Here is a 22,547-nt window from a genome sequence, read left to right as displayed (position 1 = left end):
CGTGGCCACCCCACACCTGTATCGTCAGTGGAGCAGAACAGGCAGTCGGTCGGTCGGTCAGGCGGCGGGTTCTTCGGACTTTCCCGACAGGTGACGGATGGCAATCACCAGTCCGCCCAGTACGTACAGCACCAACGGCACGACGATTGCCCCCAGCAGGAACAGCCCCAAGGCCGCCAGCGTCGGCGACATCCCTTGCGGCATCCAGCCCGCCAGCGCCGGCAACAGCGCGCCAGTCCACGCGGTATAGCCCAGCGTCGCCGCCAGCCAGCCCAGCATCAGCACCGACCCGGTCACCAGCACCCCGCGCACCGCCGTGCCCCGGAACCGCAGCCCGCGCTTCAACGCCGCCACCTGCCGCGCCACATCATGCTGGATCGCCACCAGCGCGGGCACGATCAACAGCACCAGCACCACGCCAAAGCCAAGCCCGTAGACCAGCGTGATCACCGTCGGCTTCAGGAACTGCGCCTGCGAGGACGATTCGTACAACAGCGGTGCAAGGCCCAGCACGGTTGTCGCAGTGGTCAGGAACACCGCCCGCAGGCGGTCTGCCGCCCCGTCGATGATCGAGGGGATCAGCCCCCGGTCCTTGGCGTATTCGTCGATCTGCGTCACCAGCACGATGGAATCGTTGATGATGATCCCGGTCATGCCCAACAGCCCAACCACGGTGAACATGCTCAGCGGAATGTCCCAGAGCGCGTGGCCGTAGATGGTGCCGACCAGACCAAAGGGCACAATCGCCATGACCACAAAGGGCCGTGTCCAGCTGGCAAAGACCCAGGCAAGGACAAGGTAGATCCCCAGCAGCACCATGATCAGCCCGTTGCGCGCATCGGTCAGGAACTCATTCTCCTGCTCGGCCAGCCCGGCAAGGCGGTAGTCCACCTGACGGGTTTCGGCGATCTGCGGCAGGATTTCTTCCTGCAGTGCCTTGACGACCGCCTCGGCGCGGGCGGCGTCATCCTCGGAGATATCGCCGGTGACGGACACCACGCGCAGTCCGTTCTCACGCCGCACGGTGGAAAACCCGGTGCGGCGGTCGACGCGCACGATGTCCGCCAGCGGCACATAGGCCCCACCGGGGGTGCGCAACTGCATCCGTTCCATGAAATCGGCGGTCAGCTCATCCTCGGGCAGCTCGACACGGATCTCGGCAGAGCGCGGACCGTCGGGATAGGTGGCTGCCTCGATCCCGCCCAGACGGTTGCGCAGGGTGCGCCCCAGCCCGTCGATGTCAAAGCCCAGCGCCAGCCCCTGCGGCGTCAGTTCAAGGATCAACTCGTCCTTGTCATAGGACAGGTTGTCCTCGACCGCCGAAACCTCGGGGAAGCGCAGAACCGCCTCTTTGAGGTCCTCGGCGGCGGCTTTCAGCGTCTCGGACCCGGCCCCGTAGAACTGGACGTCCAGCGAATCGCCGCCCGGCCCGCCGCGCCAGCCCCGGAACGAGATGGTCTCCGCCAGCGGATGACGGGTCACGCGGTCCTGCAACTCGCCCACGAAGGCAAACGACGAATAGGGCCGCAGGTCGGCGTCGATCAGCTCGATAGAGATGGCACCCAGTTGTTCCGGGTCCTTGGTGTCGGCCCCCGGCAGCGACCGCCCGGCGTTGCCGCCGATTTCGGCCAGCACATAGTCCAGCGGGTTGGTGCCGTAACGCTCTTCGTATTCGCGGCCCAGGGCCTCTGTCGCCTCCTGAAACAGGCGCATCTGTGCCAGCGTGTCGGCGCGTGTGGCGCTGGGGGACATGGCAAAGTTGCCGGTGACGGACCCCTGCTCTGGCGAGTTGAAAAACCGCCATGTCACATCGCCGCTGATAAAGGCGGTGATCTGACTGGCCAGCGCCAGCGTCAGCAGCGCAAAGACCGCGTAGCGCGCAGCGATCACGCCACGCATGAAGGGGCGGAACAGCGTCTCTCGCATCCAGCGAAAGCCGCGATTGACCAGCGTCGAGGCCATGTCGATGCCACCGTCCGACAGGGTCCGCAGTGTGGCGGCGCGGCGCGTGGTCGACATCAGCAACAGCCGCACCACAATTCCGGTGACAACCAGCGTCGCAAGTCCGCCAAGCACCAGGGGCAGATCGGCCCAAAGAGCGGCGCGCAGGTCCAGCGCGCTCTGGCTGAGGGCGGTCAGCGCCTCGGGCGCGTCGACAAAGACGCCCCACAGGGCGGCCAGAACACCCGGCAGCGCCAGCACCGCCAACGTCAACAGCGCCAACACCAGCACACAGACCAGCGCCACGCCCAGCACGCCCAGCGCCGCGCGCCAAAGCCTGGTGCCCTTCTGCTCGCGCGGTTTCAGCGCATGGGCCATGTGGTTGGGCAGGATCAGGAAACATTCCACCAGCGAGGCCATCAGTACCACGATCACGGTAAACGGAATGTCCGAAATCAACTCGCCGAACCGCCCGCCAATGGCGACAAGGCCAAAGAAAGCGATCACGGTGGTGATCGTCGCCGAGAACACCGGCAGCGCCATGCGCCGGGCCGCCCCCTCTGCGGCCTCGAACGGGCTGTTTCCGTGGCGCGACAGGTGGTCGGCGTGTTCGCCCACCACGATGGCGTCATCCACCACGATGCCCAGCGTGATGATCAGCGCAAAAAGCGAGATCATGTTGATGGTCAGCCCGGCCACATACATCAGCGCGATGGCCGACAGCAGCGCCGTGGGGATACCCGCCGCCACCCAGAACGCCGTGCGGGTGTTCAGGAACAGGAACAACAGCGCAACGACCAGCGCCAAGCCGGTCACCGCGTTGTCGATCAGGATGTTCAGACGGCCGGTGATCGCCTCTGACCGGGTGCGGATCAGGTCGATCTTGACGCCTTCGGGCAGGGCAGCGGTCAGTTCGGCGGCGACCTTTTCAACCGTGTTCTGAATGCCGATGGCGTCCCCCCCGGCAGAGCGATCGACCCGGATCGAAATGGCCGGGTTCTGGCCAACAAAATAGCTGCGCTGGCGGTCGATGCCTTCGACCCGGACAATCGCCACGTCCCCGACCGTCAGGTTGGTTCCGCCGGGATTGGACCGCAGCACGATGGAGGCAATGGCATCGGCAGAGCGTTTCTCGATCCCCGTCCGCACACGCGCGCCTGCACCTGCTACGTCGCCCGCCGGATCGGCCTGTACCTCGGCGGCGATGGCGTCGGAAATCTCTCGCATGGTGATGTCATGGGCGATCAGGTTCTGGACCGGCACCTCGATCACCGTCTGCGGCGCGGCAAGGCCGCGGATCGTGGTCTGGGTCACGCCTTCGGCGAACAGCCGCACGATCATCTCATCGGCAAAGCGCGCCAGTTGGTCGACGCCCACCGGGCCGGTGATCACAAGGTCCGTCACCCGGTCGCGCCAGCCCCCCCGGCGCACGCTGGGGTCGTCGGCATCCTCGGGCAGGGTGTTGATCGCATCGACCGCCTGTTGCACGTCATCGGCGGCGCGGGCGATGTCCCAGCCCGGTTCAAACTCCAACTCGATCGAGGCGCGCCCCTCGCGCGACAGCGCGGTGGATGAGATCACCCCATCGACCGACAGCAGCGCAGGTTCCAGCACCTGCACGATAGCGGCGTCCACATCCTCTGCCCCGGCCCCGTCCCATGACACGCTGACGTCGATCTCATCGACGATCACATCGGGAAAGAACTGCGCCCGCATGTTGGGAACGGCAAAGGCCCCGGCGGCCAGCATCATGACCAGCAACAGGTTGGCCACCGTGGGATGGCGCACGAAGTAACCAAAGATGCCACCAGCGGCGTTGGGAAGTGCGCGCGCCATAAATCAGCCCCCCATACGGGATTCGAGGCGCTCGACCATCTCTGCGGGCACCTGTTTTTGCGATAACTGCGCCAGAAGGCGGGTCTTGGCCGCCTCGGGCATCCGGGTATTCGCCTCGATAAAGGCCACGAGTTTCGCGCGCCGCTCATCGGTCAGTTCAAGCATGGCCGCCTCTTCGGGGGCCGCGCCCTGCCGCAGCGGCTTGACCTTGATGCCTGCGCCCAGAAGCGGCGTGCGTTGTGCCACGACCTCTGCGCCCGCAAAATCCCGCGCGCGCACCAGCACGTCATCGCCCTGCCGCCGCAACACCTGGACCTGCACCGTTTCCAGCCGGTCATCCGCGCCCACCACCAGCACCTCTTGAGCGGCGTTCACCGCCGTCGCGGGCAGGCGCGCGACGTTGTCCAGCGGGGCCTCTTCGATGCTGACGGTGACAAAATCACCGGGTTTGAAGCCGCGAGGAGCCTCCAGCGTGGCAAACAGCTGCCGACCGGTCTGGCCCTCGCCCACGGCGGCCCCTTCCCGCGAAATCCGCCCCAGCGCCGAGATGTTGGTGCCGAAGAAGTCCAGCGTCACCGTCACCTGCGCGCCGCGCAATTGCCCCGCCTCGTCCAGCAGCCGCGCGTATTGCTGGGTCGAGACGCGGAACGCGACCTCCAGCGCCTGCGGATCAACCAGCTGCGCCAGTTGCTCATTGGTCGACACCAAACGCCCGGAGACCACCGTCACGCCCGACAGAGTGCCGGCAAATTCGGCGCGGATCTCCGTGTCCTCCAGCCGCCGCTGCGCTTCGTCGCGGGCGATCTCACCCCGGCGCAGGCGTGTTGCAGCCTGATCGATACGCGCCTCGGCGGTGGCCACCGCCTGCCGACGGGTCAGCACCGACTGCCGTTCGCTGGACAGGGACAGTTCCGCTGTTTCCACTGCGGCCGCCGTACCGACATTGCGGTCCAGCAAGTCGCGCTGTCGGCGCAGCGCGGTTTCCCTCAGCACCACCTGATCCTCGGCGGCGACCAGTTCGTCCTGCGCGATGACCAGCGCACGCTCGGCCTCGCGGACCTCGGCCTGCGCGTCCAGCAGGTCGCTTTCGGCGCGGTCCAGTGCGGCCTGTGCATCCGCCGGGTCGATGCGGCCCAGAAACTGCCCCTCTGTCACCTGTCCGCCTTCGACAAAGGCCGGGTCCAGTTCCACCATGGTCCCGGCGGCGGCGGCGCGGATTTCCAGTGTGCGGCGGCTCTGGACCTCGCCGAAAGAGGTCAGCACCGGCACCACCGTTTCCAACTGTACCGGCACCACGTTGACCGCAAAGACGCGTTCGCGCGCCTGTGGCACAACGGCCTCCTTGGCCATCTGCGCCAGCACGGCATCGCGCACCATGATCCCGGCATAGGCCATCAGACCAAGGGTAAGTGACATCAGGAACAGCCCGGTCAGGCTCTTTCGCAGAAAACGCATCTTTATAACTCCGCGGACCACACCACAGAAATAGCGGCGCAGGGGGTCTTTCCAACCCTATCGGCTTATACGCAAGTGCCGATCACTTCCGTCGCTGATGTTCGTCGAGTCTGGGAAAAATCTCGACAAAGTTACAAGGCAGGTGACGATAATCCAGTTGCCAGCGTAAAATTTCATCCCAAGCATCCTTGCAGGCACCGGTCGATCCGGGCAGCGCAAACAAATAGGTGCCGCCCGCAACACCGCCCGTGGCGCGGCTTTGTACCGCCGATGTGCCGATCTTCTGGTAGGATACCATCGTGAACACCGTGCCAAAGGCGTCGATCTCTTTTTCGTAGACATCCCTGTGCGCCTCGACTGTCACGTCGCGGCCCGTCAGCCCGGTGCCGCCGGTCGAGATCACCACGTCCACCTCCGGGTTGGCAATCCATGCGCGCAGCCGGTCGGCGATCTCGGCCCGTTCATCCTTCACGATTGCGCGATCCGCCAGAATATGACCCGCATCGGTGAGCCGTTGCACCAGCGTATCGCCCGAGCGGTCCTCGGACAGGCCTCGCGTGTCCGACACCGTCAGGACGGCGATGCGAACCGGGATGAATTCCTTTGTTTCGTCGATGCGCGGCATGGGACCTCTCGGATACGGGGACACCCGCGCACTGTCGGCAGCACGCGGCCCGTGTCAAGCGGCCCCTCATAGGCGGACGGGTGCTCGCTCAGATCGCCAGCCGCACGGCCAGACCGCCAAACAGCGTGGCGCAGCCATAGCGCAGCGCGCGCTCTGTCTTGCTGCCACCCTCCAGCTTGCGCCGCAAACGCCCGGAAAACTGACCGACCAGACCGTTCACCAGCAACCCGCCCGTGGCCATCAGCGCGCCATAGGCCAGAAACTGCGGCAACACCGGCAGCGAGGCGTCGATGAACTGCGGCACAAAGGCCAGAACAAAGAAGATGAACTTGGGGTTGGTGATATTGACCACAAACCCCTGACGCGCGGCCTTGGACGGCACCATCACCGGCGCGTCACTGCCCGCGATCGGTGTGCGCAGCGTCCGCCATGCGATCCACGCCAGATAGGCCGCACCGCCCCAGCGGATCACGTCGAAGGCCCCCGGCAGCGCCGACACCAGCGCGCCCAGCCCCAGCCCCGCCAACAGGACATGCACCATTCCGCCCATTGCAACCCCCGCAGAGGCCGCCCAGCCGCAGCGCGGCCCACCCCGCAGACCCTGCGCGAGGCAGAACATCATGTCCGGGCCGGGGGTCACGTTCAGCGCCAAACCGGCGGGAATAAACGCCAACAACAAAATGGGATCGACAATCATGCCAGTGTCCTCAGTTTCGCCTTCAGCTCCAACCAATCTGCCCATGCCTCACGTTTGGCAAGAGGGGTCCGCAACAGATAGGCGGGATGCAGCATCGGCAGCGCCGGGCGGCCCGCCGCCTGCTGCCACTGACCGCGCAGCCGGGTGATTCCGCGCCGCCCCAGCAGCGCCTGCGCCGAGGTGTTGCCCATGATCACCAGCACATCGGGATCGACCAGCGCGATATGACGCTGGAGAAAGGGGATCAGCATGGCGATTTCTTCGGGCTTGGGGTCGCGGTTCTGCGGCGGCCGCCATGGCAGCACGTTGGTGATGTAGACCGACTCAGAGCGGCTGAGCCCCACCGCCGCCAGCATCCGGTCCAGCAACTGCCCCGCCTGTCCGACAAACGGTTTGCCCTGCATGTCCTCTTCCCGGCCCGGAGCCTCGCCCACCAACATGACCCGCGCATCGCGCGTCCCGTCGGCGAACACCAGATTGCGCGCGCCCCTTTTCAACTGGCAATGCTCGAACCCGGCCAGCGCCGCGCGCAGCCCCTCCAGATCCTTTGCGCCCGCCGCCAAGGCCTGTGCCTCTGCGACCGGATCGACCTCTTCGACCTTTGGCACGGGCTGGGCCTGCGCCAGCCCCTTGGACTGCGCCCGCTCTGCATGCTGGGCGCGCAGCTCCGCCTCGGCGGCAAACCGGTCCACGGGCGCGTCGAGGATTGCCTCGTCCACCCCCATTTCCATCTGCCAGTCCAAAAGCGCCTTTGCGGCGTGCCAGTCCATCTGATCCATGCCCGCCACCCTATCCTTCACCCAAGGCAAAGAAAATCGCCCCCGGCTTCTTCTTGGTCCAAATACTCCTCTTTTTGCCGGTCCCCTCTGGCCCCCGCCGCCAGAGGCTTGCCCCGACCGTCCCTCAAACCTAAGAAGGGCAAACGCCGCCGAGGGGACCTGATGCGCTTCGACCACCGTCACCTGCTGGGGATCGAACCCCTGCGCCCGGATGAGATCACCACGATTCTCGACCTCTCCGACCAATACGTCGATTTCAACCGCCGCCGGGACAAGCACGCCAATGCGCTGGCGGGCCTGACCCAGATCAACATGTTCTTCGAAAACTCCACCCGCACGCAGGCCAGTTTCGAACTGGCGGGCAAGCGGCTGGGCGCGGACGTCATGAACATGTCGATGCAGGCCTCCAGCATCAAAAAGGGCGAGACGCTGATCGACACGGCGATGACCCTGAACGCCATGCACCCCGACCTGCTGGTGGTGCGCCACCCGCATTCCGGCGCGGTCGATCTCTTGGCGCAAAAGGTGAACTGCGCGGTGCTGAACGCGGGCGACGGACGGCACGAACACCCCACTCAGGCGCTGCTTGACGCGCTGACGATCCGCCGTGCCAAGGGACGGCTGCACCGGCTGTCCATCGCCATCTGCGGTGACATCGCGCACAGCCGGGTGGCGCGGTCGAACCTGCTGCTGCTGCACAAGATGGAAAACCGCATCCGTCTGATCGGTCCGTCCACCCTGATGCCCTCCGGCATCGACGCCTTCGGGGTCGAGGTCTTTGACGACATGCGCGAAGGGCTGAAAGACGTGGACGTGGTGATGATGCTGCGCCTTCAGAAAGAGCGCATGGACGGCGGCTTCATCCCCTCCGAACGCGAGTATTACCACCGCTACGGGCTGGACGCCGAGAAACTCTCACACGCCAAGGAAGACGCCATCGTCATGCACCCCGGCCCGATGAACCGCGGGGTCGAGATCGACGGCACGCTGGCGGATGACATCAACCGTTCTGTCATTCAGGATCAGGTCGAAATGGGCGTCGCCGTGCGTATGGCAGCGATGGACCTGCTGGCGCGCAACCTGCGCGCCCGCCCGTCAGAGGTAATGGTATGACACAGGTTGAGGTCAACGGATCGGACACCGTCACGCTGCGTGTCCTGCATCTGGACTTGCCACCAGAGGCAATCGAACGGTTCACCCAGATGGCTGGCACCGGCGAGTGGCCGCTGAAATACGCCCTTGGCGCGGTCCGCCTGCGCGAGGCCTTTGTCGATGTCGTGTCGATCCGCGATCTCGGGGAAATGCCGCTGTCGCGCTATCTGTCCGAGGCCTATGACGTGCAGGCCCGCACGTTGGGCGACGACCGGACACGCATCGACGCCTTGAAGGGGCATGTCATCGTCCTGCCGCCGCAGGCCTTTGACACAACCACCCAGACCCTGACCATCTCGTCACCTCTCAAACTGATCGGCAGCTATGCCGAGGCGCGCCCCGCCTCAAGAGGGCCCAAGGTGACGTCGAAATCGGCACGCGGACAGGGATCAGGCGGTGGCCCGGGCCCCATGTCGCGCGGAAATTCGGGCCTGCTCAAGCTGATCCTTGCCGCCATCGCGCTGGTACTGGCCCTTGTTCTTTGGCTGGCGCTGGTATGAGAGGGGCAACCTGAGATGACCCGGCCCGTCAATGAAACCCCAGCGCAATCCGGCTGGGACGGGTTGTTGGACCCCGGTGAAGAAATCCTCTGGCAGGGGCGCCCGGACGATGCCATCCGCTTGCGCGTTGGCGATTATATCATGATCGGTTTCGGTATTGTCTTTGGCGGCTTTGCTCTGGTCTGGATGGCGCTGGCCTCGCTTGCGGGTGGCTTTCTCTGGATGTTCGGCCTGCTGCATTTCAGTGTTGGCGCCGGGGTCATGCTATGGCCGTTGCTGGGGCGGCCCTATATCCGGCGGCACACATGGTACACGCTGACCGGCAAACGGGCCTTTATCGCGACGGATGTGCCGGTGCGGGGCAAAACGCTCAAGAGCTACCCGATCTCAGCCGACAGCCCGCTGACCTTAAAGGACGGTGACCCCGGGTCGGTCCTTTTTGCCTATGAAAAGCACCGCACCAAAAACGGCTACCGTGAAACCCATGTCGGCTTTGAATACATCACGGACGCACGCGAGGTTTATGGCCTTTTGCGGGACATTCAGCGGGGCGCGGCATGACATTCGCACCCGACCGTCTGACCTATATCCGCACCCATTGGATCATGGCCGCCGTGGCGATGGCGGCGGGCATGGCGCTCCTCTGGGCGCTGGGAAATCCGCATGTCTGGACCGGGGCCATCGGCGGGCTGGCCGCCGTCGCCCTGCGCGGCTGGTATCTGATGGACGAGGAAATGAGCCATGTCTGGCACCTGACCGGCGACACGCTTGAAGGGCCGCAGGGCCGCCGCGTGGCGCTGTCGGAGATCGACAAACTGCGCACCATCGGCGCTGCCGTCCAGATGATCACCCGGACCGGCGACAAACACCTGATCAAGTTTCAGGCGGACCCGCAGGCCACCAAGGCCCGCATCGACTCTGCCCGCCCACGAGGCCACGAATGACCATAACACTGATCCACAACGCCCGACTGATCGACCCGGAGGCTGGCACCATCACCCCCGGCGCCCTGCTGGTCGAGGCCGGAAAGATTACCGAAGTCTTAACGCAAGACACTGATATTGAAGAGATGTTTCGCGCGCGAAACATCTCTGCGGATCGCGTCGATGCGGACAATGCCTTTCTGGCCCCCGGCATCGTCGATATCGGCGTCAAGGTCGGTGAGCCGGGAGAGCGGCACAAGGAAAGCTATGGCAGCGCCGGTCAGGCAGCGGCGGCGGGCGGCGTGACCACCATGGTCACCCGGCCCGACACCCTACCCTGCATCGACACGCCAGAGGCGCTGGAATTCATCCGCCGCCGCGCCACAGAAGAGGCCCCCGTCAACGTCTTGCCCATGGCCGCCCTGACCAAGGGCCGGGAAGGGCGCGAAATGACAGAGATCGGCTTTCTCATGGATGCGGGGGCGGTGGCCTTTACCGATTGCACCCATGTGGTCCGCGACTCCAAGGTGCTGAGCCGCGCCATGACCTATGCCCGCAGCCTTGGCGCGCTGATCATCGGCCACCCGCAGGACCCCGGCCTGTCCAAGGGGGCCTCGGTGACCAGCGGCAAATTCGCGACATTGCGCGGCCTGCCCGCAGTGTCGCCGATGGCGGAGCGCATGGGACTGGACCGTGATATTGCGCTGATCGAGATGACCGGCGTGCGCTATCACGCAGACAAGATCACCACCGCCCGCGCCCTGCCCGCGCTGGAGCGCGCCAAGGCCAACGGCTTTGACGTGACTGCCGGCACCTCGATGCATCACCTGACGCTGAATGAGATGGACGTGGCCGACTATCGCACCTTCTTCAAGGTGACGCCGCCGCTGCGCTCAGAGGAAGACCGCCAAGCGGTGGTCGAGGCGGTGCGCACGGGGCTGATCGACATTATCGGCAGCTATCACTCACCACAGGACGAAGAAAGCAAGCGCCTGCCGTTTGAAGAGGCCGCTAGCGGTGCTGTCGGCCTTGAAACCATGTTGCCGGTGCTGCTGCGGTTGTATCATGGCGGTGAGCTGGAGCTGCCGACGCTGTTCCGCGCGCTGTCGTATAATCCGGCGCGGCGGCTGGGTCTGGATTGCGGACGGATCGCCAAGGGCGCGCCTGCGGATCTGGTGCTGTTCGACGCGGACAAGCCGATTGTGCTGGACCGGTTCAAGCTGCGCTCAAAGTCCAAGAACACGCCCTTTGACGGCGCGCGGTTGCAGGGGCGCGTTCTGGGCACATGGGTCGGCGGACGCCGGGTATTCGAAGGATGAGCGGCATGATGATCCTCTGGGCGGTTCTGGGCTATCTTCTGGGGTCGGTGCCTTTTGGCGTGCTGATCTCACGCGCTATGGGGCTGGGCGATCTGCGCAAGATCGGGTCGGGCAACATCGGCGCGACCAACGTGTTGCGCACCGGAAACAAGCCCGCTGCACTGGCGACGCTGCTGCTGGACGGGGGCAAGGGGGCGGCGGCGGTGCTGCTGGCGCGCGCCTTTGGGGCCGATGATCTGGCGGTGCAGGCGGCAGGCGTCGCGGCCTTTTTCGGCCACTGCTTTCCGGTCTGGCTGGGCTTCAAGGGCGGCAAGGGGGTTGCGACCTTCCTTGGCCTGATGCTGGCGCTGGCATGGCCCGTGGGTCTGCTGTGCTGCGCAAGCTGGCTGGCGGGGGCCTATCTGTCGCGGGTGTCCTCTGTCGGCGCGCTGGTCGCCTCTGCCTCGGCCCCGGTCTGGCTGCTGTTGACCGGGCGGGTTGAGTTGATCGTCAGCGCGCTGCTGCTGGGGGCGCTGGTCTGGTGGCGGCATTCGGCCAATATCGCGCGGCTGCGTGCCGGGACAGAGCCGAAGATCGGTCAGAAGTAGGTTGTTCTGTTCTGACCGGGTGGAACCGCCGTCCTTTGGACGGTCGCAAGGCCTTTAGGAAAGAACAGGAGTATTTTTACCAAGAAGAAGCGCAAGAGGCGGCGCACGCACCGCGCAGGGCCTCTGTCACCGCATCCGGATGGCTGAGCAGGACCATGTGGCCCGCGCCCGCGACGACCTTTTCGCGCGCTTGCGGCAGACGGTCGCTCAGGCCCCGGTGGACCTCGGCGATGATCGGCACGGTGTCCGCGCCGCGCAGCAGGGTGACCGGGCAGGTGATCCGCTCTAGCTTGCCTTGCGCCAGCATCCCGGCGCGGTCCTGCCAGAGCGCCGGTTCAGTGGCGCAGACAAAGGGCATCTGCCGCGCCATGCCCTGTTGCACCTTGTCCGGAAAGCTGTCCCAAGGCACGCCGCCGCCCCAGAGGCGGTTGAACAGGCGCGCGCCGTGCAGCAGGTTACCGGCCATGCATTCCGTGTAAATGTCTTGCTCGGCGGCTTTGTGGGTGCGTTTCAAAGCGCTGTCCGCAGCGGCGGCAAAAAACACCGGCTCTATCAGTGTCAGCGAGGCGATCCGGTCCGGTGCCTCCAACGCGAGGCGCAGGGCAATGGTCGCGCCAAAGCTGTGCCCGGCAAGGTGGATGCCATCGGTCAGATGCGGGCGCAGGGCGTCGCAGGCGGCGTCATGCACATCCTCGCCGTCAGGGAACGGCGGGCTTTTGCCATGCCCCGGCAGGTCGGGCGCCCGCAGGGTGGCGTTGTCGGCCAGCGCCTCCGCCACCGCCCGCCACATGCCGCCCTGCCCCAGACCGCAGTGCAGGGCCAGCACCTGCGCCGGCCCCTGCCCCCATGTGCGCCAGTTCAGATCCGAACCGGCGCTGGGGACGCGCATCAGAGCTGACCGCCCAGATGGGCGTCGAGATCGTCCAGCCGATCATTGCCCCAAAACACCTGACCGCTGTCCACAACGTAGAACGGCGCGCCGAACACCCCTTTTTCCACCGCCTCTTCGAGGTTGGCGGGATAGGCTTCGGCCCCGGCCAGCAGGCCAGTGTCAGCCAGCGCCGGATCAAAGCCAGCGCCTGTGAGGCACGCCTTGATGACCGCGTCCTCGGCGATATCCTTTTGCTCTGCCCAGACGGCGGTCAGCAGGCTGTGGCAAAGCTTGCCCAGATCGCCGCCCCCGGCCTGTTGCGCGGCAATCACCGCATAAGAGGACGGCGCGGCGTTGGTGGGAAAATGCGCGGGTTTCTCATGATACGGCAGGCCGGTTTTCTTTGACGCGCGCGCCAGTTCCTGCAGGCGGTAATCCTGCCGGTTCTGGTGGCGTTGCCCCGGAGGTGTGCCGCCGGTGCGCCCGAACAGGGCGATGATGTCGATGGGTTTGTAGGCGATGGTCGCGCCGTGTTTGGCGGCGATCTCCTCTAGCCGCAAACCAGCGAAATAGGTGAAGGGGGAAATCGTCGAGAAGAAATAGTCGATATGGGCCATGTCGTCGCCTCCTGGGTCCTGCGCTGGCGCAGACCCTAGGCGCATGCTAACGGGACCGCAACGTCACGAATCCGTCACCTGCCGAAGGCCCTGCTCATGCCCACCGTCATCGAACCCAAGATCATCTCTGGCAACGCCAACCGCCCGCTGGCCGAGGCCGTCGCCCGCCGCATGTCGCTGTATCGCGGCATGAGCGTCAAACTGGTCGACGCCCGCGTCGAACGGTTCAACGATCAGGAAATCTTTGTCGAGGTGTTCGAGAACGTCCGCGGCGAGGACATGTTCATCATGCAGTCGACGTCGAACCCGGCGAACGACAACCTGATGGAACTGCTGATCATGTCGGACGCGCTGCGCCGGTCGTCGGCCAGCCGCATCACCGCCGTGATCCCCTATTTCGGCTATGCCCGGCAGGACCGCCGCACCAAGGCGCGCACGCCGATCACCGCCAAGCTGGTGGCCAACATGATCGCCGAGGCGGGGATCGAGCGGGTGCTGACGATGGACCTGCACGCGGCGCAGATTCAGGGCTTTTTCGATATTCCGGTGGACAACCTCTATGCCTCGCCGATCTTTGCGCTGGATATCAAGAACCAGTTCGAGGACCTCAGCGACGTGATGGTGATCTCTCCGGACGTGGGCGGCGTGGCGCGGGCGCGTGAACTGGCCAAGCGGATCGAGGCACCGCTGTCGATCGTCGACAAACGCCGCGAAAAGGCGGGCGAAGTGGCCGAGATGACGGTGATCGGCAGCGTCGAGGGCAAGCGCTGTATCATCGTGGACGATATGTGCGACACGGCCGGCACGCTGTGCAAAGCCGCCGAAGTGCTGATGGAGCACGGCGCGACCGAGGTGCACGCCTACATCTCGCACGGGGTCATGTCCGGCCCGGCGGTCGAGCGGGTGACCAATTCGGTAATGAAATCGCTGGTTCTGACCGATTCCATCCAGCCGTCCGCCGCCGTGGCCGCCGCGCCGAACATCCGCATCCTGCCGACGGCCCCGATGTTCGCGCAGGCGATCCTGAACATCTGGAACGGCACCAGCGTGTCGTCGCTGTTTGAAACCGGGACGCTTGGGCCGATCTACGAAGGCATTCTTTAACACCGCAAGCCGGACGCGCCGCCCGGCTTGACGGGGATCAAGGAGGGTCTTGTCTCCTCGTGCAATCTGGCAGTGGACGTATGGTGAGGGTTCCGATGATTGCAAAGATTTGGCTGGCAGGACTGATGGTGGTGTCGGGGGCCTTTGGGGCGTCCGCGCAACAGGCCGATCCGCATACTCTGTATGAAAGCGCCTGCGCCAAGTGCCACGCAGCCCATGCGGGCGATTTTGTCTTTGAAAGCCTGATGATGACCGGCGACGGGCTGGTGGGACAAACCACCGGTCTGCCGGTGGCGTCGTTTCTGGCGTCGGGGCACGGACGGATTTCAGCGGCGGAGGCCGAGGTACTGGCCCGGCATTTCACGTCGATCCATGAGGGCGGTCAGCTTTTTCAGCAGAAATGCTATGTCTGCCACCAGCGGGCCGTGCTGCTGTCCCAACTCAAGCTGATTGAACGGGACGGCCAGTTGACCGGGCGCTACAGCGGGCGCGACATTGCCGATTTCCTGATCGACCACGGCAGGCTGACCCCGGAAGAAGTGCCGGTCATCGTCGAGCGCCTGACAACAAACCTGCCGCCGGAAGCCGTTCAGTAAAGGTCCCAGTCGTCCTCGCTGGAGACTTCGCCAATGGCCATCCAGCTAAGCCGGACACGGGCGATGCGCGTGTCGGCCCATGTGCGAAAGACCAGCTCAAACGCCTCTTTGCAGACCTTTTCGGCGACCAGTTCGGCACGGACATTGGCCCGCTGATCCACGTCCCAGAGCGACAGCCCCACATGCACCATGGGCGGCGTCCGAAAAGCCTCGGAAAAGCGCACCCGTTTTCGGCGTTCGCGACTGCCCTCACCGGTCCACATGTCGCCACCCGTGGCGAATTCCGAAAATACCTCTTCGTCGCCCTGATCCACGCCGATCCGGCTGCCGCTCAGTTTCTTCATAGTATGCCCTTTGTCCGCCCTTGGTGGATAATTGGGCAATCGGGCAAAATTGTGAAGGGTGAAAGGCGGTTACGGCTGCACTCAGTGCAGGCTTGTTGGCGCGTCGACGGACAGGACACCGACCGCGTCCAGCCCGACAAGGATCGCGTCCACGGCCACGGTGGCAAGGATGATCCCCATCACGCGTGAAATCACCGAGGCCCCGGAGTTTCCCAGAACCCTTTTCAGCATCGCCCCCAGAAGCAACAACACCAGCGTCAGCGCAAGGATGACCGTCAACAGACCCGCCGTCACCAGTTGGTCGGGGATCGAGTTCTTGTGATTGTCGGTCAGCACCACGATGGCCAGCATTGCGCCCGGCGAGGCGATAGAGGGCATGGCCAGCGGAAAAACCGCGCCGGACAGGTCGCCGCGGCCCGCCTCTTCGATCTCACGTTCCGGTTTAGACTCGCCAAAGATCATGGTCATCGCAAACAGAAACAGCACGATGCCGCCCGCGATCTGGAAAGAGCCAAACCGCAGGCCCAGCCCCTCTAGCAGCACCTGACCCGCGATCAGGAAACCCATCAGCACGATCCACGCAACAACGACCGCGCGCAGGGCAAACCGCCAGTGCAACGCCGCCGGAACCGCAGCGGTCGCGAAATAGAACACCGGCAGCGTGCCGATCGGGTCGATCACGACCAGCAGCGTGATGAATTCACGCAACAGGGAACTGACGTCAAACTCCATGCGGGCAAGCTTTCAATGCGAGGGAACCGAAAGCGTTTTGTCAGGTTGCGACGACCGCCACAAGGCTCTGCTCAGACCGCGGCAGAGGATCGCGCCCGCATTGGCCAGAAAACCGCCGCGCTGACCAGCAACAGGGCGGTTGTTACAAGGAATGGCGCGCCGGGCAGGTAGAGCGCCGCGTCCGGGGCCGCGAAGGTGCGGAACAGCGGGGTGATGATCAGCGGGGCCGCGATGGCGGCAATGGCGGCAAGGCTGGCGATGACCCCCTGCAACAAACCCTGCCGGTCCTCATCCACCAGATTCGACGCCATGCCGGTGGCATTGGGCGGGGCCATGTCCGAGAGGCAGGCAAAGGGCAAGAAGGCCCAGACCATCCATGCCGCCGAAATGACGCCATAGGCGGTCGAGGCGACAACGCCTGCGGCCACGGCAAACATCAGCGTGCGCCATTCACCGATGCGCGGGATCAGCACCCGCATCAGCCCGCCTTGGGTGACCGCAACGCCAACCCCGTAGGCCGCCAGCGACAGGCCGATGACGGCGGAGGACCAGCCAAACGCCTCGCGCGTCCAAAACGCCCAGAGCACCGGGTAGACCATGTTGGCAAACTCGAACAGGAACAGCCCGATCAGCGGCAGCATCAGCCCCGGCAAGCGCGCAGCCTTGAGGATCGACGCAAAGGGGTTGAGGTCGCGGCGATCAAAGGGACGGCGTTTCGCAGGTGGCAGGCTTTCGGGCAGGATCAGCAGCCCGAAGCCAAAGTTCAGCGCCGCCAGCGCGGCGGCGGCCCAGAACGGCGCGGTGACATGGACCCCCGCCAGCAGGCCGCCAAGGGCCGGGCCAAAGATGAATCCCACCCCGAAGGTCGCACCGATCAGGCCAAAGTTCGCGGCGCGATCCTTGGGGTCCGAAATGTCGGCCAGATAGGCCGTGGCGGTGATGTAGGTGGCCCCGGCGATGCCCGCCACCAGTCGCCCGATCAGCAGGATCCAGAACCCCGTGGCCAGAGCCATGATCACATAGTCCACCGCCAGCGCTGCCAGCGTAAACAGCAATACCGGCTTGCGCCCCAGCGCATCCGATATTCCGCCCACAGCGGGCGAGAACAGGAACTGTGCGCCCGCATAGGCCGACATCAGCACACCGCCCCAGAAGGCACCGGTGGCGTTGTCCCCTGCCCCCACGCGCACCATCAAATCGGGCATGATCGGAAAGATCAGACCGATTCCGATTGCGTCGATAAAGATGGTCGCAAGGATGAACCAAAGCGCGCCGCGCGGTGCCGACATGAATGACGTCCGTTGAATTTTCCACGCGAAACACGCGGTCCCAAAAGGAAAAGGCCCCGCCGGAGCGGAGCCTTTTCAGTATTACGCCAATCCGCGCCTCAGAACGAGGGCGATTTCGGATCCAGCCCGATATGCGTGCCCACGGCAACCATGTCCTGCAGCAGCTTGACCGCGTCATCCACCAAACCGGGATGTTCGGCGGTTTCCTTGGTCAGTTGGTAGACGCGGTGCGCCTCATCGACCAGCGCCTCGTAGGCGGCCTGATCGACGTCCGCACGCGGGATCGCCTTTTCCGCCAGCACCGACAGGCTTTCGCCGATCTCGGCGAAACCGCCGGTCACGACAAATTCCTCGGCGCCTTTTTCGGTCTCGACCGTCAGGACGCCCGGACGCAGCGTGGTGATCAGCGGCGCGTGGTTGGGCATGGCTGTAAGGTCACCATCGGCACCGGGAATGCGAACCGAGGTCACCTCGGCCGACATCAGACGGCGCTCGGGCGAGACCAGGTCGAATTGCATCGTTTCTGCCATGTTCATCTCCTGTACCGGGCGGCGGGGTCACCCCCGCCCTGCACCCGGCGTTTGATCGTTCGCGTAGGGCGGGGTTGACCCCGCCACACGCTTAGGCAGCCTCGGCGGCCAGCTTCTCGGCCTTGGCGATCACCTCTTCGATGCCGCCAACCATGTAGAAGGCCGCTTCGGGCAGGTGGTCGTACTCACCGGCCACAACCGCCTTGAACGACGACACGGTGTCCGCAAGCGGAACCTGCACACCGTCAGAACCGGTGAAGACCTTGGCCACGTCGAAGGGCTGCGACAGGAAGCGCTGGATCTTGCGGGCACGGGCCACGGTCAGCTTGTCCTCTTCGGACAGTTCGTCCATCCCGAGGATGGCGATGATGTCCTGAAGCGACTTGTAACGCTGCAGGATCCCCTGCACGTCACGCGCCACCTGATAGTGCTCTTCGCCAACGATCTGCGGGTCCATCAGGCGCGACGACGAGTCGAGCGGGTCCACGGCGGGGTAGATGCCGAGTTCCGAGATCGCACGGTTGAGAACCGTGGTCGCGTCGAGGTGCGCAAAGGTGGTCGCAGGTGCCGGGTCGGTAAGGTCGTCCGCGGGAACGTAGACGGCCTGGATCGAGGTGATCGAGCCCGACTTTGTCGAGGTGATGCGTTCCTGCATCGCGCCCATGTCGGTGGCCAGCGTCGGCTGGTAGCCCACCGCCGAAGGAATACGGCCGAGCAGAGCCGAGACCTCGGAACCCGCCTGCGTGAAGCGGAAGATGTTGTCGACGAAGAACAGAACGTCGGTCCCGGACTGGTCGCGGAACTGTTCGGCCAGCGTCAGGCCGGTCAGAGCAACGCGCGCACGCGCACCCGGAGGCTCGTTCATCTGGCCGTACACCAAGGCAACCTGCGATTCTGCAAGGTTGTCGGGCTTGATGACGTTGGATTCGATCATCTCGTGGTAGAGGTCGTTGCCCTCACGGGTCCGCTCACCCACACCGGCGAACACGGAGAAGCCCGAGTGCACCTTGGCGATGTTGTTGATCAGTTCCATGATCAGCACGGTCTTGCCCACGCCGGCACCGCCGAACAGGCCGATCTTGCCGCCTTTGGCGTAGGGGGCCAGCAGGTCGATGACCTTGATGCCGGTTTCCAGAACCTCGGATTCGGTCGATTGCTCGATGAATTCCGGGGCGGGCTGGTGGATGGCGCGGAATTCGGTCGCGTTGAGCGGCTCACCTTCGTCCACCGGCTCACCGATGACGTTCAGGATGCGGCCCAGCGTCGCGTTGCCCACGGGAACCGTGATCGGGCCGCCGGTGTCCTCGACGCGCTGACCGCGCACCAGACCTTCGGTCGCGTCCATCGCGATTGTGCGGACGGTGTTTTCGCCGAGGTGCTGAGCCACTTCCAACACCAGCTTCTTGCCGTTGTTGTCGGTGTTCAGCGCGTTCAGAATTGCCGGCAGGTCGTCGTCGAACTGAACGTCGACCACGGCGCCAATCACCTGCGTGATCTTGCCTTGTGCGTTTGCCATGTTTCGTCTCCGGTCTTCTTTAGAGCGCCTCGGCGCCCGAAATGATTTCGATCAGTTCGTTGGTGATGACGGCCTGACGCGAGCGGTTATATTCGATGGTCAGTTGGTCGATCATATCACCCGCGTTCCGCGTGGCGTTGTCCATCGCCGACATCCGCGCGCCCTGTTCAGAGGCGGCATTCTCGAGCAGAGCCGAGAATATCTGTGTCGCGACACCGCGCGGCAACAGGTCGGTGAGGATGGCCTCTTCGTCGGGTTCGTAGTCGTAGAGCGTGCTTTCGCCGGTCTCGTCCGACCCTTCGCTTTCGTAGGCGGCGGGAATGATCTGCTGGGCTGTCGGCACCTGCGCGATAACGGACTGGAACGTCGCGTAGAAGATCGTTGCCACGTCGAATTCGCCACCGTCAAAGCGCGCCAGCACATCGCGCGCGATGTCCTGTGCGTTGCTGTAGCCAAGCCGCTTGACCTCGCCGAGGTCAACGTGACCCACAAAGTGCTTTGCGTACTCGCGCTTGAGCTGCTCACGGCCCTTTTTGCCGACGGTCAGGATCTTGACGGTCTTGCCCTCGGACAAAAGCTTGTCCGCGCGGGTCTTTGCCAGCTTCACGATATTCGTGTTGAAGCCGCCGCAGAGTCCGCGTTCCGAGGTCATGACCACCAGAAGCTGCACATCATCCTTGCCGGTCCCCGCCAGAAGGCGGGGAGCTGCATCACTGTCACCGACCGACGCGGCCAACGACGCCATCACACCGTTGAAGCGTTCCGCGTAGGGGCGGGCCGCCTCAGCCGCTTCCTGTGCCCGCCGCAGTTTTGCGGCAGCCACCATCTGCATGGCCTTGGTGATCTTGCGGGTCGATTTGACCGACGCGATCCTGTTTTTGAGATCCTTCAGGTTGGGCATCTGTCGATCCCCTTACGAGAAGTCTGCGGCAAATTCGTCAAGAACCGCTTTCATCTTTTCAACCGGCTCGCCCTTCTTGAACTTGGGATCTTCGGTTTCGATCCAGTTCAGGAAGTCGGCCTTCTTGCCGCGCAGGAAGGCCAGCAGACCGCTTTCAAAGCGCCCCACCTTGGCCACCGGCACCTTGTCGAGGTAGCCGTTTGTGCCGGCGAAGATGATGCAGACGATTTCCGCGTTGGTCAGCGGCGAATACTGCGGCTGCTTCATCAGTTCGGTCAGACGGGCACCACGGGCCAGCAGCTGCTGGGTGGCGGCGTCGAGGTCGGAACCGAACTGCGCAAAGGCCGCCATTTCGCGGTACTGAGCCAGCGACAGTTTCACCGGACCGGCGACCGACGACATGGCGTCTGTTTGGGCGGACGACCCAACGCGCGACACCGACAGACCGGTGTTCACGGCGGGGCGGATACCCTGATAGAAAAGTTCGGTTTCAAGGAAGATCTGGCCGTCGGTGATCGAGATCACGTTGGTCGGAATAAACGCCGAAACGTCACCACCTTGGGTTTCGATGATCGGCAGAGCCGTCAGCGAACCGCCGCCATTGTCCTCGTTCAGCTTGGCCGAACGTTCCAGCAGGCGCGAGTGGAGGTAGAAAACGTCGCCAGGGTACGCTTCGCGGCCGGGCGGGCGGCGCAGCAGCAAAGACATCTGGCGGTAGGACACGGCCTGTTTGCTGAGGTCATCGTAGACGATCAGAGCGTGCTTGCCGTTGTCGCGGAAGAATTCGGCCATTGCGGTCGCGGCGTAGGGCGCCAGGAACTGCATCGGCGCCGGGTCGGACGCGGTGGCGGCCACGACGATCGAGTAGTCGATGGCACCGGTCTCTTCGAGCTTTTTCACAAGCTGCGCAACGGTCGACCGTTTCTGGCCGATGGCGACGTAGATACAGTACAGCTTTTTGCTGTCGTCATCGCCTGCGGCGTCGTTGTAGGTCTTCTGGTTCAGGATCGCGTCGAGGGCGACAGCGGTCTTGCCGGTCTGACGGTCGCCAATGATCAGTTCGCGCTGGCCACGGCCAATCGGGATCATCGCGTCAACGGCCTTGAGGCCGGTTGCCATCGGCTCATGCACCGACTTACGCGGGATGATGCCCGGCGCTTTCTGGTCGGCGATGCGGCGCTCTGCGGCATCGATCGGGCCCTTGCCGTCCAGCGGGTTACCCAGACCGTCCACAACGCGGCCCAGCAGACCGTTGCCTGCGGGCACGTCCACGATCGAGTTGGTGCGCTTGACGGTGTCACCTTCCTTGATGTCACGGTCAGAGCCGAAGATCACGATACCGACGTTGTCGGTTTCGAGGTTCAGCGCCATGCCCATGATGCCACCCGGGAACTCGACCATTTCGCCGGCCTGGATGTTGTCGAGGCCGTGGACACGGGCGATACCGTCACCGACCGAGAGCACGCGACCGATCTCGGCAACTTCGGCATCTTGGCCGAAGTTCTTGATCTGGTCCTTCAGGATCGCAGAAATCTCTGCTGCTTGGATACCCATTTATCCGACCTCTTTCATTGCATTCTGGAGGGAGTTGAGCTTCGAGCGGATCGACGTGTCGATCATCTTCGAGCCCATCTTGACGACAAGACCGCCGATGAGGCTTTCATCAACGGTCGCATTGATCTTAACATCTTTGCCGACATTTGCCTTCAGGGTTTCCGCCAGTTGGGCGGCCTGAGCGTCGGTCAGCGCGGTGGCCGAGGTTACCTCGGCGGTCACTTCACCCTTTTCCGCAGCGATCATCTCGCGCAGGCGGGTCACCATCTGCGGCACCACGAACAGACGACGCTTGGAGGCCATCAGGCGCAGCGCGTTGTTCATGGCGGGCATCAGGCCCATCTTGTCGGCAATCGCGCCAACTGCTGCACCCTGCGCGTCACGCGAATATACGGGGTTCACCAGAAGGTCCCGCAGATCGGCGCTTTCGTCGAGAGCGGCAGCAAGGTCGTCCAGATTGGCTTCGAGAACGGGAAGCTCAGCGGCCTCCTTCACAATCCCGAAGACGGCGGTGGCATAGCGCTCTGCGATGCCGGAGGAAATCGATGCTGAGTCAGACACGTCCACCCTTCCGTAGTATGCCGATACAACGCGCGCCCCGTCCCGGGGCGGCGTCTGGCGGCGTTTCCATACCTTGACCGACGTCAAAGCAATCAAATCGACGCGGATGTAGCAGAGC

23 protein-coding genes are annotated in these 22,547 nt (G+C 64.3%); 8 read left to right on the top strand and 15 right to left on the bottom strand.

Translation table 11 applies throughout. From position 1 onward, the window contains the following. Positions 1–57 precede the first annotated feature (57 nt). From VOI21_RS08665 to VOI21_RS08645, 5 genes are all read right to left on the bottom strand, one after another. Entirely contained in the window at positions 58–3,777 is a 3,720-nt protein-coding gene (locus VOI21_RS08665) for an efflux RND transporter permease subunit (protein WP_323769447.1), read from the bottom strand. Positions 3,778–3,780: 3 nt separating this feature from the next. Next, positions 3,781–5,232 carry an efflux RND transporter periplasmic adaptor subunit gene (locus VOI21_RS08660; protein ID WP_323769446.1) on the bottom strand — a complete coding sequence of 484 codons (1,452 nt, stop codon included), beginning with the start codon at positions 5,230–5,232 and terminating at the stop codon, positions 3,781–3,783. A gap of 82 nt (positions 5,233–5,314) precedes the next feature. Next, a complete protein-coding gene (gene moaB, locus VOI21_RS08655; protein WP_323769443.1) occupies positions 5,315–5,857 on the bottom strand; it encodes a molybdenum cofactor biosynthesis protein B in 543 nt (180 codons plus the stop codon). An 88-nt stretch (positions 5,858–5,945) separates the two neighbouring features. Further along, a complete protein-coding gene (locus VOI21_RS08650) occupies positions 5,946–6,554 on the bottom strand; it encodes a LysE family translocator (protein ID WP_323769442.1) in 609 nt (202 codons plus the stop codon). After that, positions 6,551–7,333 (bottom strand): uracil-DNA glycosylase, encoded by a 783-nt coding sequence (locus tag VOI21_RS08645; RefSeq protein ID WP_323769440.1) that lies wholly within the window; start codon positions 7,331–7,333, stop codon positions 6,551–6,553. Before VOI21_RS08645 ends, VOI21_RS08650 begins: the two co-directional genes overlap by 4 nt. 162 nt (positions 7,334–7,495) lie before the next feature. On the opposite strand from VOI21_RS08645, the gene VOI21_RS08640 reads away from it, so the two are divergent. From VOI21_RS08640 to plsY, 6 genes are read left to right on the top strand one after another with little or no spacing between them, the layout of a single operon-like run. Next, positions 7,496–8,446: an aspartate carbamoyltransferase catalytic subunit gene (locus VOI21_RS08640; protein ID WP_323769438.1), complete on the top strand. Its 951-nt coding sequence runs from the start codon at positions 7,496–7,498 to the stop codon at positions 8,444–8,446. Next, entirely contained in the window at positions 8,443–8,985 is a 543-nt protein-coding gene (locus tag VOI21_RS08635; protein ID WP_323769436.1) for an aspartate carbamoyltransferase catalytic subunit, read from the top strand. Before VOI21_RS08640 ends, VOI21_RS08635 begins: the two co-directional genes overlap by 4 nt. Before the next feature lie 15 nt (positions 8,986–9,000). Next, positions 9,001–9,546 (top strand): aspartate carbamoyltransferase catalytic subunit, encoded by a 546-nt coding sequence (locus VOI21_RS08630; RefSeq protein WP_323769434.1) that lies wholly within the window; start codon positions 9,001–9,003, stop codon positions 9,544–9,546. After that, positions 9,543–9,929, top strand: a complete 387-nt coding sequence (locus tag VOI21_RS08625) for a hypothetical protein (protein WP_323769432.1) — start codon at positions 9,543–9,545, stop codon at positions 9,927–9,929. Before VOI21_RS08630 ends, VOI21_RS08625 begins: the two co-directional genes overlap by 4 nt. Then, entirely contained in the window at positions 9,926–11,227 is a 1,302-nt protein-coding gene (gene pyrC / locus VOI21_RS08620; RefSeq protein ID WP_323769430.1) for a dihydroorotase, read from the top strand. The genes VOI21_RS08625 and pyrC overlap by 4 nt, the downstream gene beginning before the upstream one ends. Positions 11,228–11,232: 5 nt before the next feature. Then, entirely contained in the window at positions 11,233–11,814 is a 582-nt protein-coding gene (gene plsY / locus VOI21_RS08615) for a glycerol-3-phosphate 1-O-acyltransferase PlsY (protein ID WP_323769428.1), read from the top strand. A 76-nt stretch (positions 11,815–11,890) separates the two neighbouring features. On the opposite strand, the gene VOI21_RS08610 is transcribed toward plsY, so the two are convergent. Both VOI21_RS08610 and VOI21_RS08605 read right to left on the bottom strand, forming a co-directional pair. Then, entirely contained in the window at positions 11,891–12,703 is an 813-nt protein-coding gene (locus tag VOI21_RS08610; protein WP_323769425.1) for an alpha/beta hydrolase, read from the bottom strand. Beyond that, a complete protein-coding gene (locus tag VOI21_RS08605) occupies positions 12,703–13,302 on the bottom strand; it encodes a 2-hydroxychromene-2-carboxylate isomerase (RefSeq protein WP_323769422.1) in 600 nt (199 codons plus the stop codon). The genes VOI21_RS08610 and VOI21_RS08605 overlap by 1 nt, the downstream gene beginning before the upstream one ends. Before the next feature lie 96 nt (positions 13,303–13,398). Between VOI21_RS08605 and VOI21_RS08600 the strand changes: the two genes are divergently transcribed. Both VOI21_RS08600 and VOI21_RS08595 read left to right on the top strand, forming a co-directional pair. Next, complete coding sequence (locus VOI21_RS08600; protein ID WP_323769420.1) at positions 13,399–14,406, top strand: ribose-phosphate pyrophosphokinase; 1,008 nt, start codon at positions 13,399–13,401, stop codon at positions 14,404–14,406. 95 nt (positions 14,407–14,501) lie between these two features. Further along, complete coding sequence (locus VOI21_RS08595) at positions 14,502–15,002, top strand: hypothetical protein (RefSeq protein ID WP_323769418.1); 501 nt, start codon at positions 14,502–14,504, stop codon at positions 15,000–15,002. On the opposite strand, the gene VOI21_RS08590 is transcribed toward VOI21_RS08595, so the two are convergent. The 8 genes from VOI21_RS08590 to VOI21_RS08555 all read right to left on the bottom strand — a co-directional run bounded on the left by VOI21_RS08590 (position 14,996) and on the right by VOI21_RS08555 (position 22,435). Continuing rightward, entirely contained in the window at positions 14,996–15,346 is a 351-nt protein-coding gene (locus tag VOI21_RS08590; RefSeq protein ID WP_323769416.1) for an H-type lectin domain-containing protein, read from the bottom strand. The genes VOI21_RS08595 and VOI21_RS08590 overlap by 7 nt on opposite strands. A gap of 81 nt (positions 15,347–15,427) precedes the next feature. Continuing rightward, the gene (locus VOI21_RS08585) at positions 15,428–16,078 is read right to left on the bottom strand and encodes a MarC family protein (RefSeq protein ID WP_323769414.1); all 651 of its coding nucleotides are present in this window, start codon (positions 16,076–16,078) and stop codon (positions 15,428–15,430) included. A 71-nt stretch (positions 16,079–16,149) separates the two neighbouring features. Next, positions 16,150–17,367: an MFS transporter gene (locus tag VOI21_RS08580; protein WP_323769412.1), complete on the bottom strand. Its 1,218-nt coding sequence runs from the start codon at positions 17,365–17,367 to the stop codon at positions 16,150–16,152. Positions 17,368–17,465: 98 nt separating this feature from the next. Next, complete coding sequence (locus VOI21_RS08575) at positions 17,466–17,897, bottom strand: F0F1 ATP synthase subunit epsilon (protein ID WP_323769410.1); 432 nt, start codon at positions 17,895–17,897, stop codon at positions 17,466–17,468. Between the two features lie 91 nt (positions 17,898–17,988). Continuing rightward, a complete protein-coding gene (gene atpD / locus VOI21_RS08570; protein ID WP_323769408.1) occupies positions 17,989–19,413 on the bottom strand; it encodes a F0F1 ATP synthase subunit beta in 1,425 nt (474 codons plus the stop codon). Positions 19,414–19,432: 19 nt separating this feature from the next. Beyond that, entirely contained in the window at positions 19,433–20,314 is an 882-nt protein-coding gene (locus tag VOI21_RS08565; RefSeq protein ID WP_323769407.1) for a F0F1 ATP synthase subunit gamma, read from the bottom strand. Positions 20,315–20,326: 12 nt separating this feature from the next. Then, positions 20,327–21,868, bottom strand: coding sequence for a F0F1 ATP synthase subunit alpha (gene atpA / locus VOI21_RS08560; protein WP_323769405.1), 1,542 nt, complete (start codon positions 21,866–21,868; stop codon positions 20,327–20,329). Further along, complete coding sequence (locus VOI21_RS08555; RefSeq protein ID WP_416358969.1) at positions 21,869–22,435, bottom strand: F0F1 ATP synthase subunit delta; 567 nt, start codon at positions 22,433–22,435, stop codon at positions 21,869–21,871. Positions 22,436–22,547 lie beyond the last annotated feature (112 nt).

The organism is Antarctobacter sp., assembly GCF_034670325.1.
Taxonomy (GTDB): domain Bacteria; phylum Pseudomonadota; class Alphaproteobacteria; order Rhodobacterales; family Rhodobacteraceae; genus Antarctobacter.
Note: the sequence above shows the minus strand (reverse complement) of the source record. Positions and strands in the feature narration are given on the sequence as shown.

What these genes read in the sequence shown, in the direction of transcription:
- VOI21_RS08665 (WP_323769447.1), bottom strand. Translation starts at nt 3,777, where the DNA reads ATGGCGCGCGCACTTCCCAACGCCGCTGGTGGCATCTTTGGTTACTTC.
- VOI21_RS08660 (WP_323769446.1), bottom strand. Translation starts at nt 5,232, where the DNA reads ATGCGTTTTCTGCGAAAGAGCCTGACCGGGCTGTTCCTGATGTCACTT.
- moaB (WP_323769443.1), bottom strand. Translation starts at nt 5,857, where the DNA reads ATGCCGCGCATCGACGAAACAAAGGAATTCATCCCGGTTCGCATCGCC.
- VOI21_RS08650 (WP_323769442.1), bottom strand. Translation starts at nt 6,554, where the DNA reads ATGATTGTCGATCCCATTTTGTTGTTGGCGTTTATTCCCGCCGGTTTG.
- VOI21_RS08645 (WP_323769440.1), bottom strand. Translation starts at nt 7,333, where the DNA reads ATGGATCAGATGGACTGGCACGCCGCAAAGGCGCTTTTGGACTGGCAG.
- VOI21_RS08640 (WP_323769438.1), top strand. Translation starts at nt 7,496, where the DNA reads ATGCGCTTCGACCACCGTCACCTGCTGGGGATCGAACCCCTGCGCCCG.
- VOI21_RS08635 (WP_323769436.1), top strand. Translation starts at nt 8,443, where the DNA reads ATGACACAGGTTGAGGTCAACGGATCGGACACCGTCACGCTGCGTGTC.
- VOI21_RS08630 (WP_323769434.1), top strand. Translation starts at nt 9,001, where the DNA reads ATGACCCGGCCCGTCAATGAAACCCCAGCGCAATCCGGCTGGGACGGG.
- VOI21_RS08625 (WP_323769432.1), top strand. Translation starts at nt 9,543, where the DNA reads ATGACATTCGCACCCGACCGTCTGACCTATATCCGCACCCATTGGATC.
- pyrC (WP_323769430.1), top strand. Translation starts at nt 9,926, where the DNA reads ATGACCATAACACTGATCCACAACGCCCGACTGATCGACCCGGAGGCT.
- plsY (WP_323769428.1), top strand. Translation starts at nt 11,233, where the DNA reads ATGATGATCCTCTGGGCGGTTCTGGGCTATCTTCTGGGGTCGGTGCCT.
- VOI21_RS08610 (WP_323769425.1), bottom strand. Translation starts at nt 12,703, where the DNA reads ATGCGCGTCCCCAGCGCCGGTTCGGATCTGAACTGGCGCACATGGGGG.
- VOI21_RS08605 (WP_323769422.1), bottom strand. Translation starts at nt 13,302, where the DNA reads ATGGCCCATATCGACTATTTCTTCTCGACGATTTCCCCCTTCACCTAT.
- VOI21_RS08600 (WP_323769420.1), top strand. Translation starts at nt 13,399, where the DNA reads ATGCCCACCGTCATCGAACCCAAGATCATCTCTGGCAACGCCAACCGC.
- VOI21_RS08595 (WP_323769418.1), top strand. Translation starts at nt 14,502, where the DNA reads ATGATTGCAAAGATTTGGCTGGCAGGACTGATGGTGGTGTCGGGGGCC.
- VOI21_RS08590 (WP_323769416.1), bottom strand. Translation starts at nt 15,346, where the DNA reads ATGAAGAAACTGAGCGGCAGCCGGATCGGCGTGGATCAGGGCGACGAA.
- VOI21_RS08585 (WP_323769414.1), bottom strand. Translation starts at nt 16,078, where the DNA reads ATGGAGTTTGACGTCAGTTCCCTGTTGCGTGAATTCATCACGCTGCTG.
- VOI21_RS08580 (WP_323769412.1), bottom strand. Translation starts at nt 17,367, where the DNA reads ATGTCGGCACCGCGCGGCGCGCTTTGGTTCATCCTTGCGACCATCTTT.
- VOI21_RS08575 (WP_323769410.1), bottom strand. Translation starts at nt 17,897, where the DNA reads ATGGCAGAAACGATGCAATTCGACCTGGTCTCGCCCGAGCGCCGTCTG.
- atpD (WP_323769408.1), bottom strand. Translation starts at nt 19,413, where the DNA reads ATGGCAAACGCACAAGGCAAGATCACGCAGGTGATTGGCGCCGTGGTC.
- VOI21_RS08565 (WP_323769407.1), bottom strand. Translation starts at nt 20,314, where the DNA reads ATGCCCAACCTGAAGGATCTCAAAAACAGGATCGCGTCGGTCAAATCG.
- atpA (WP_323769405.1), bottom strand. Translation starts at nt 21,868, where the DNA reads ATGGGTATCCAAGCAGCAGAGATTTCTGCGATCCTGAAGGACCAGATC.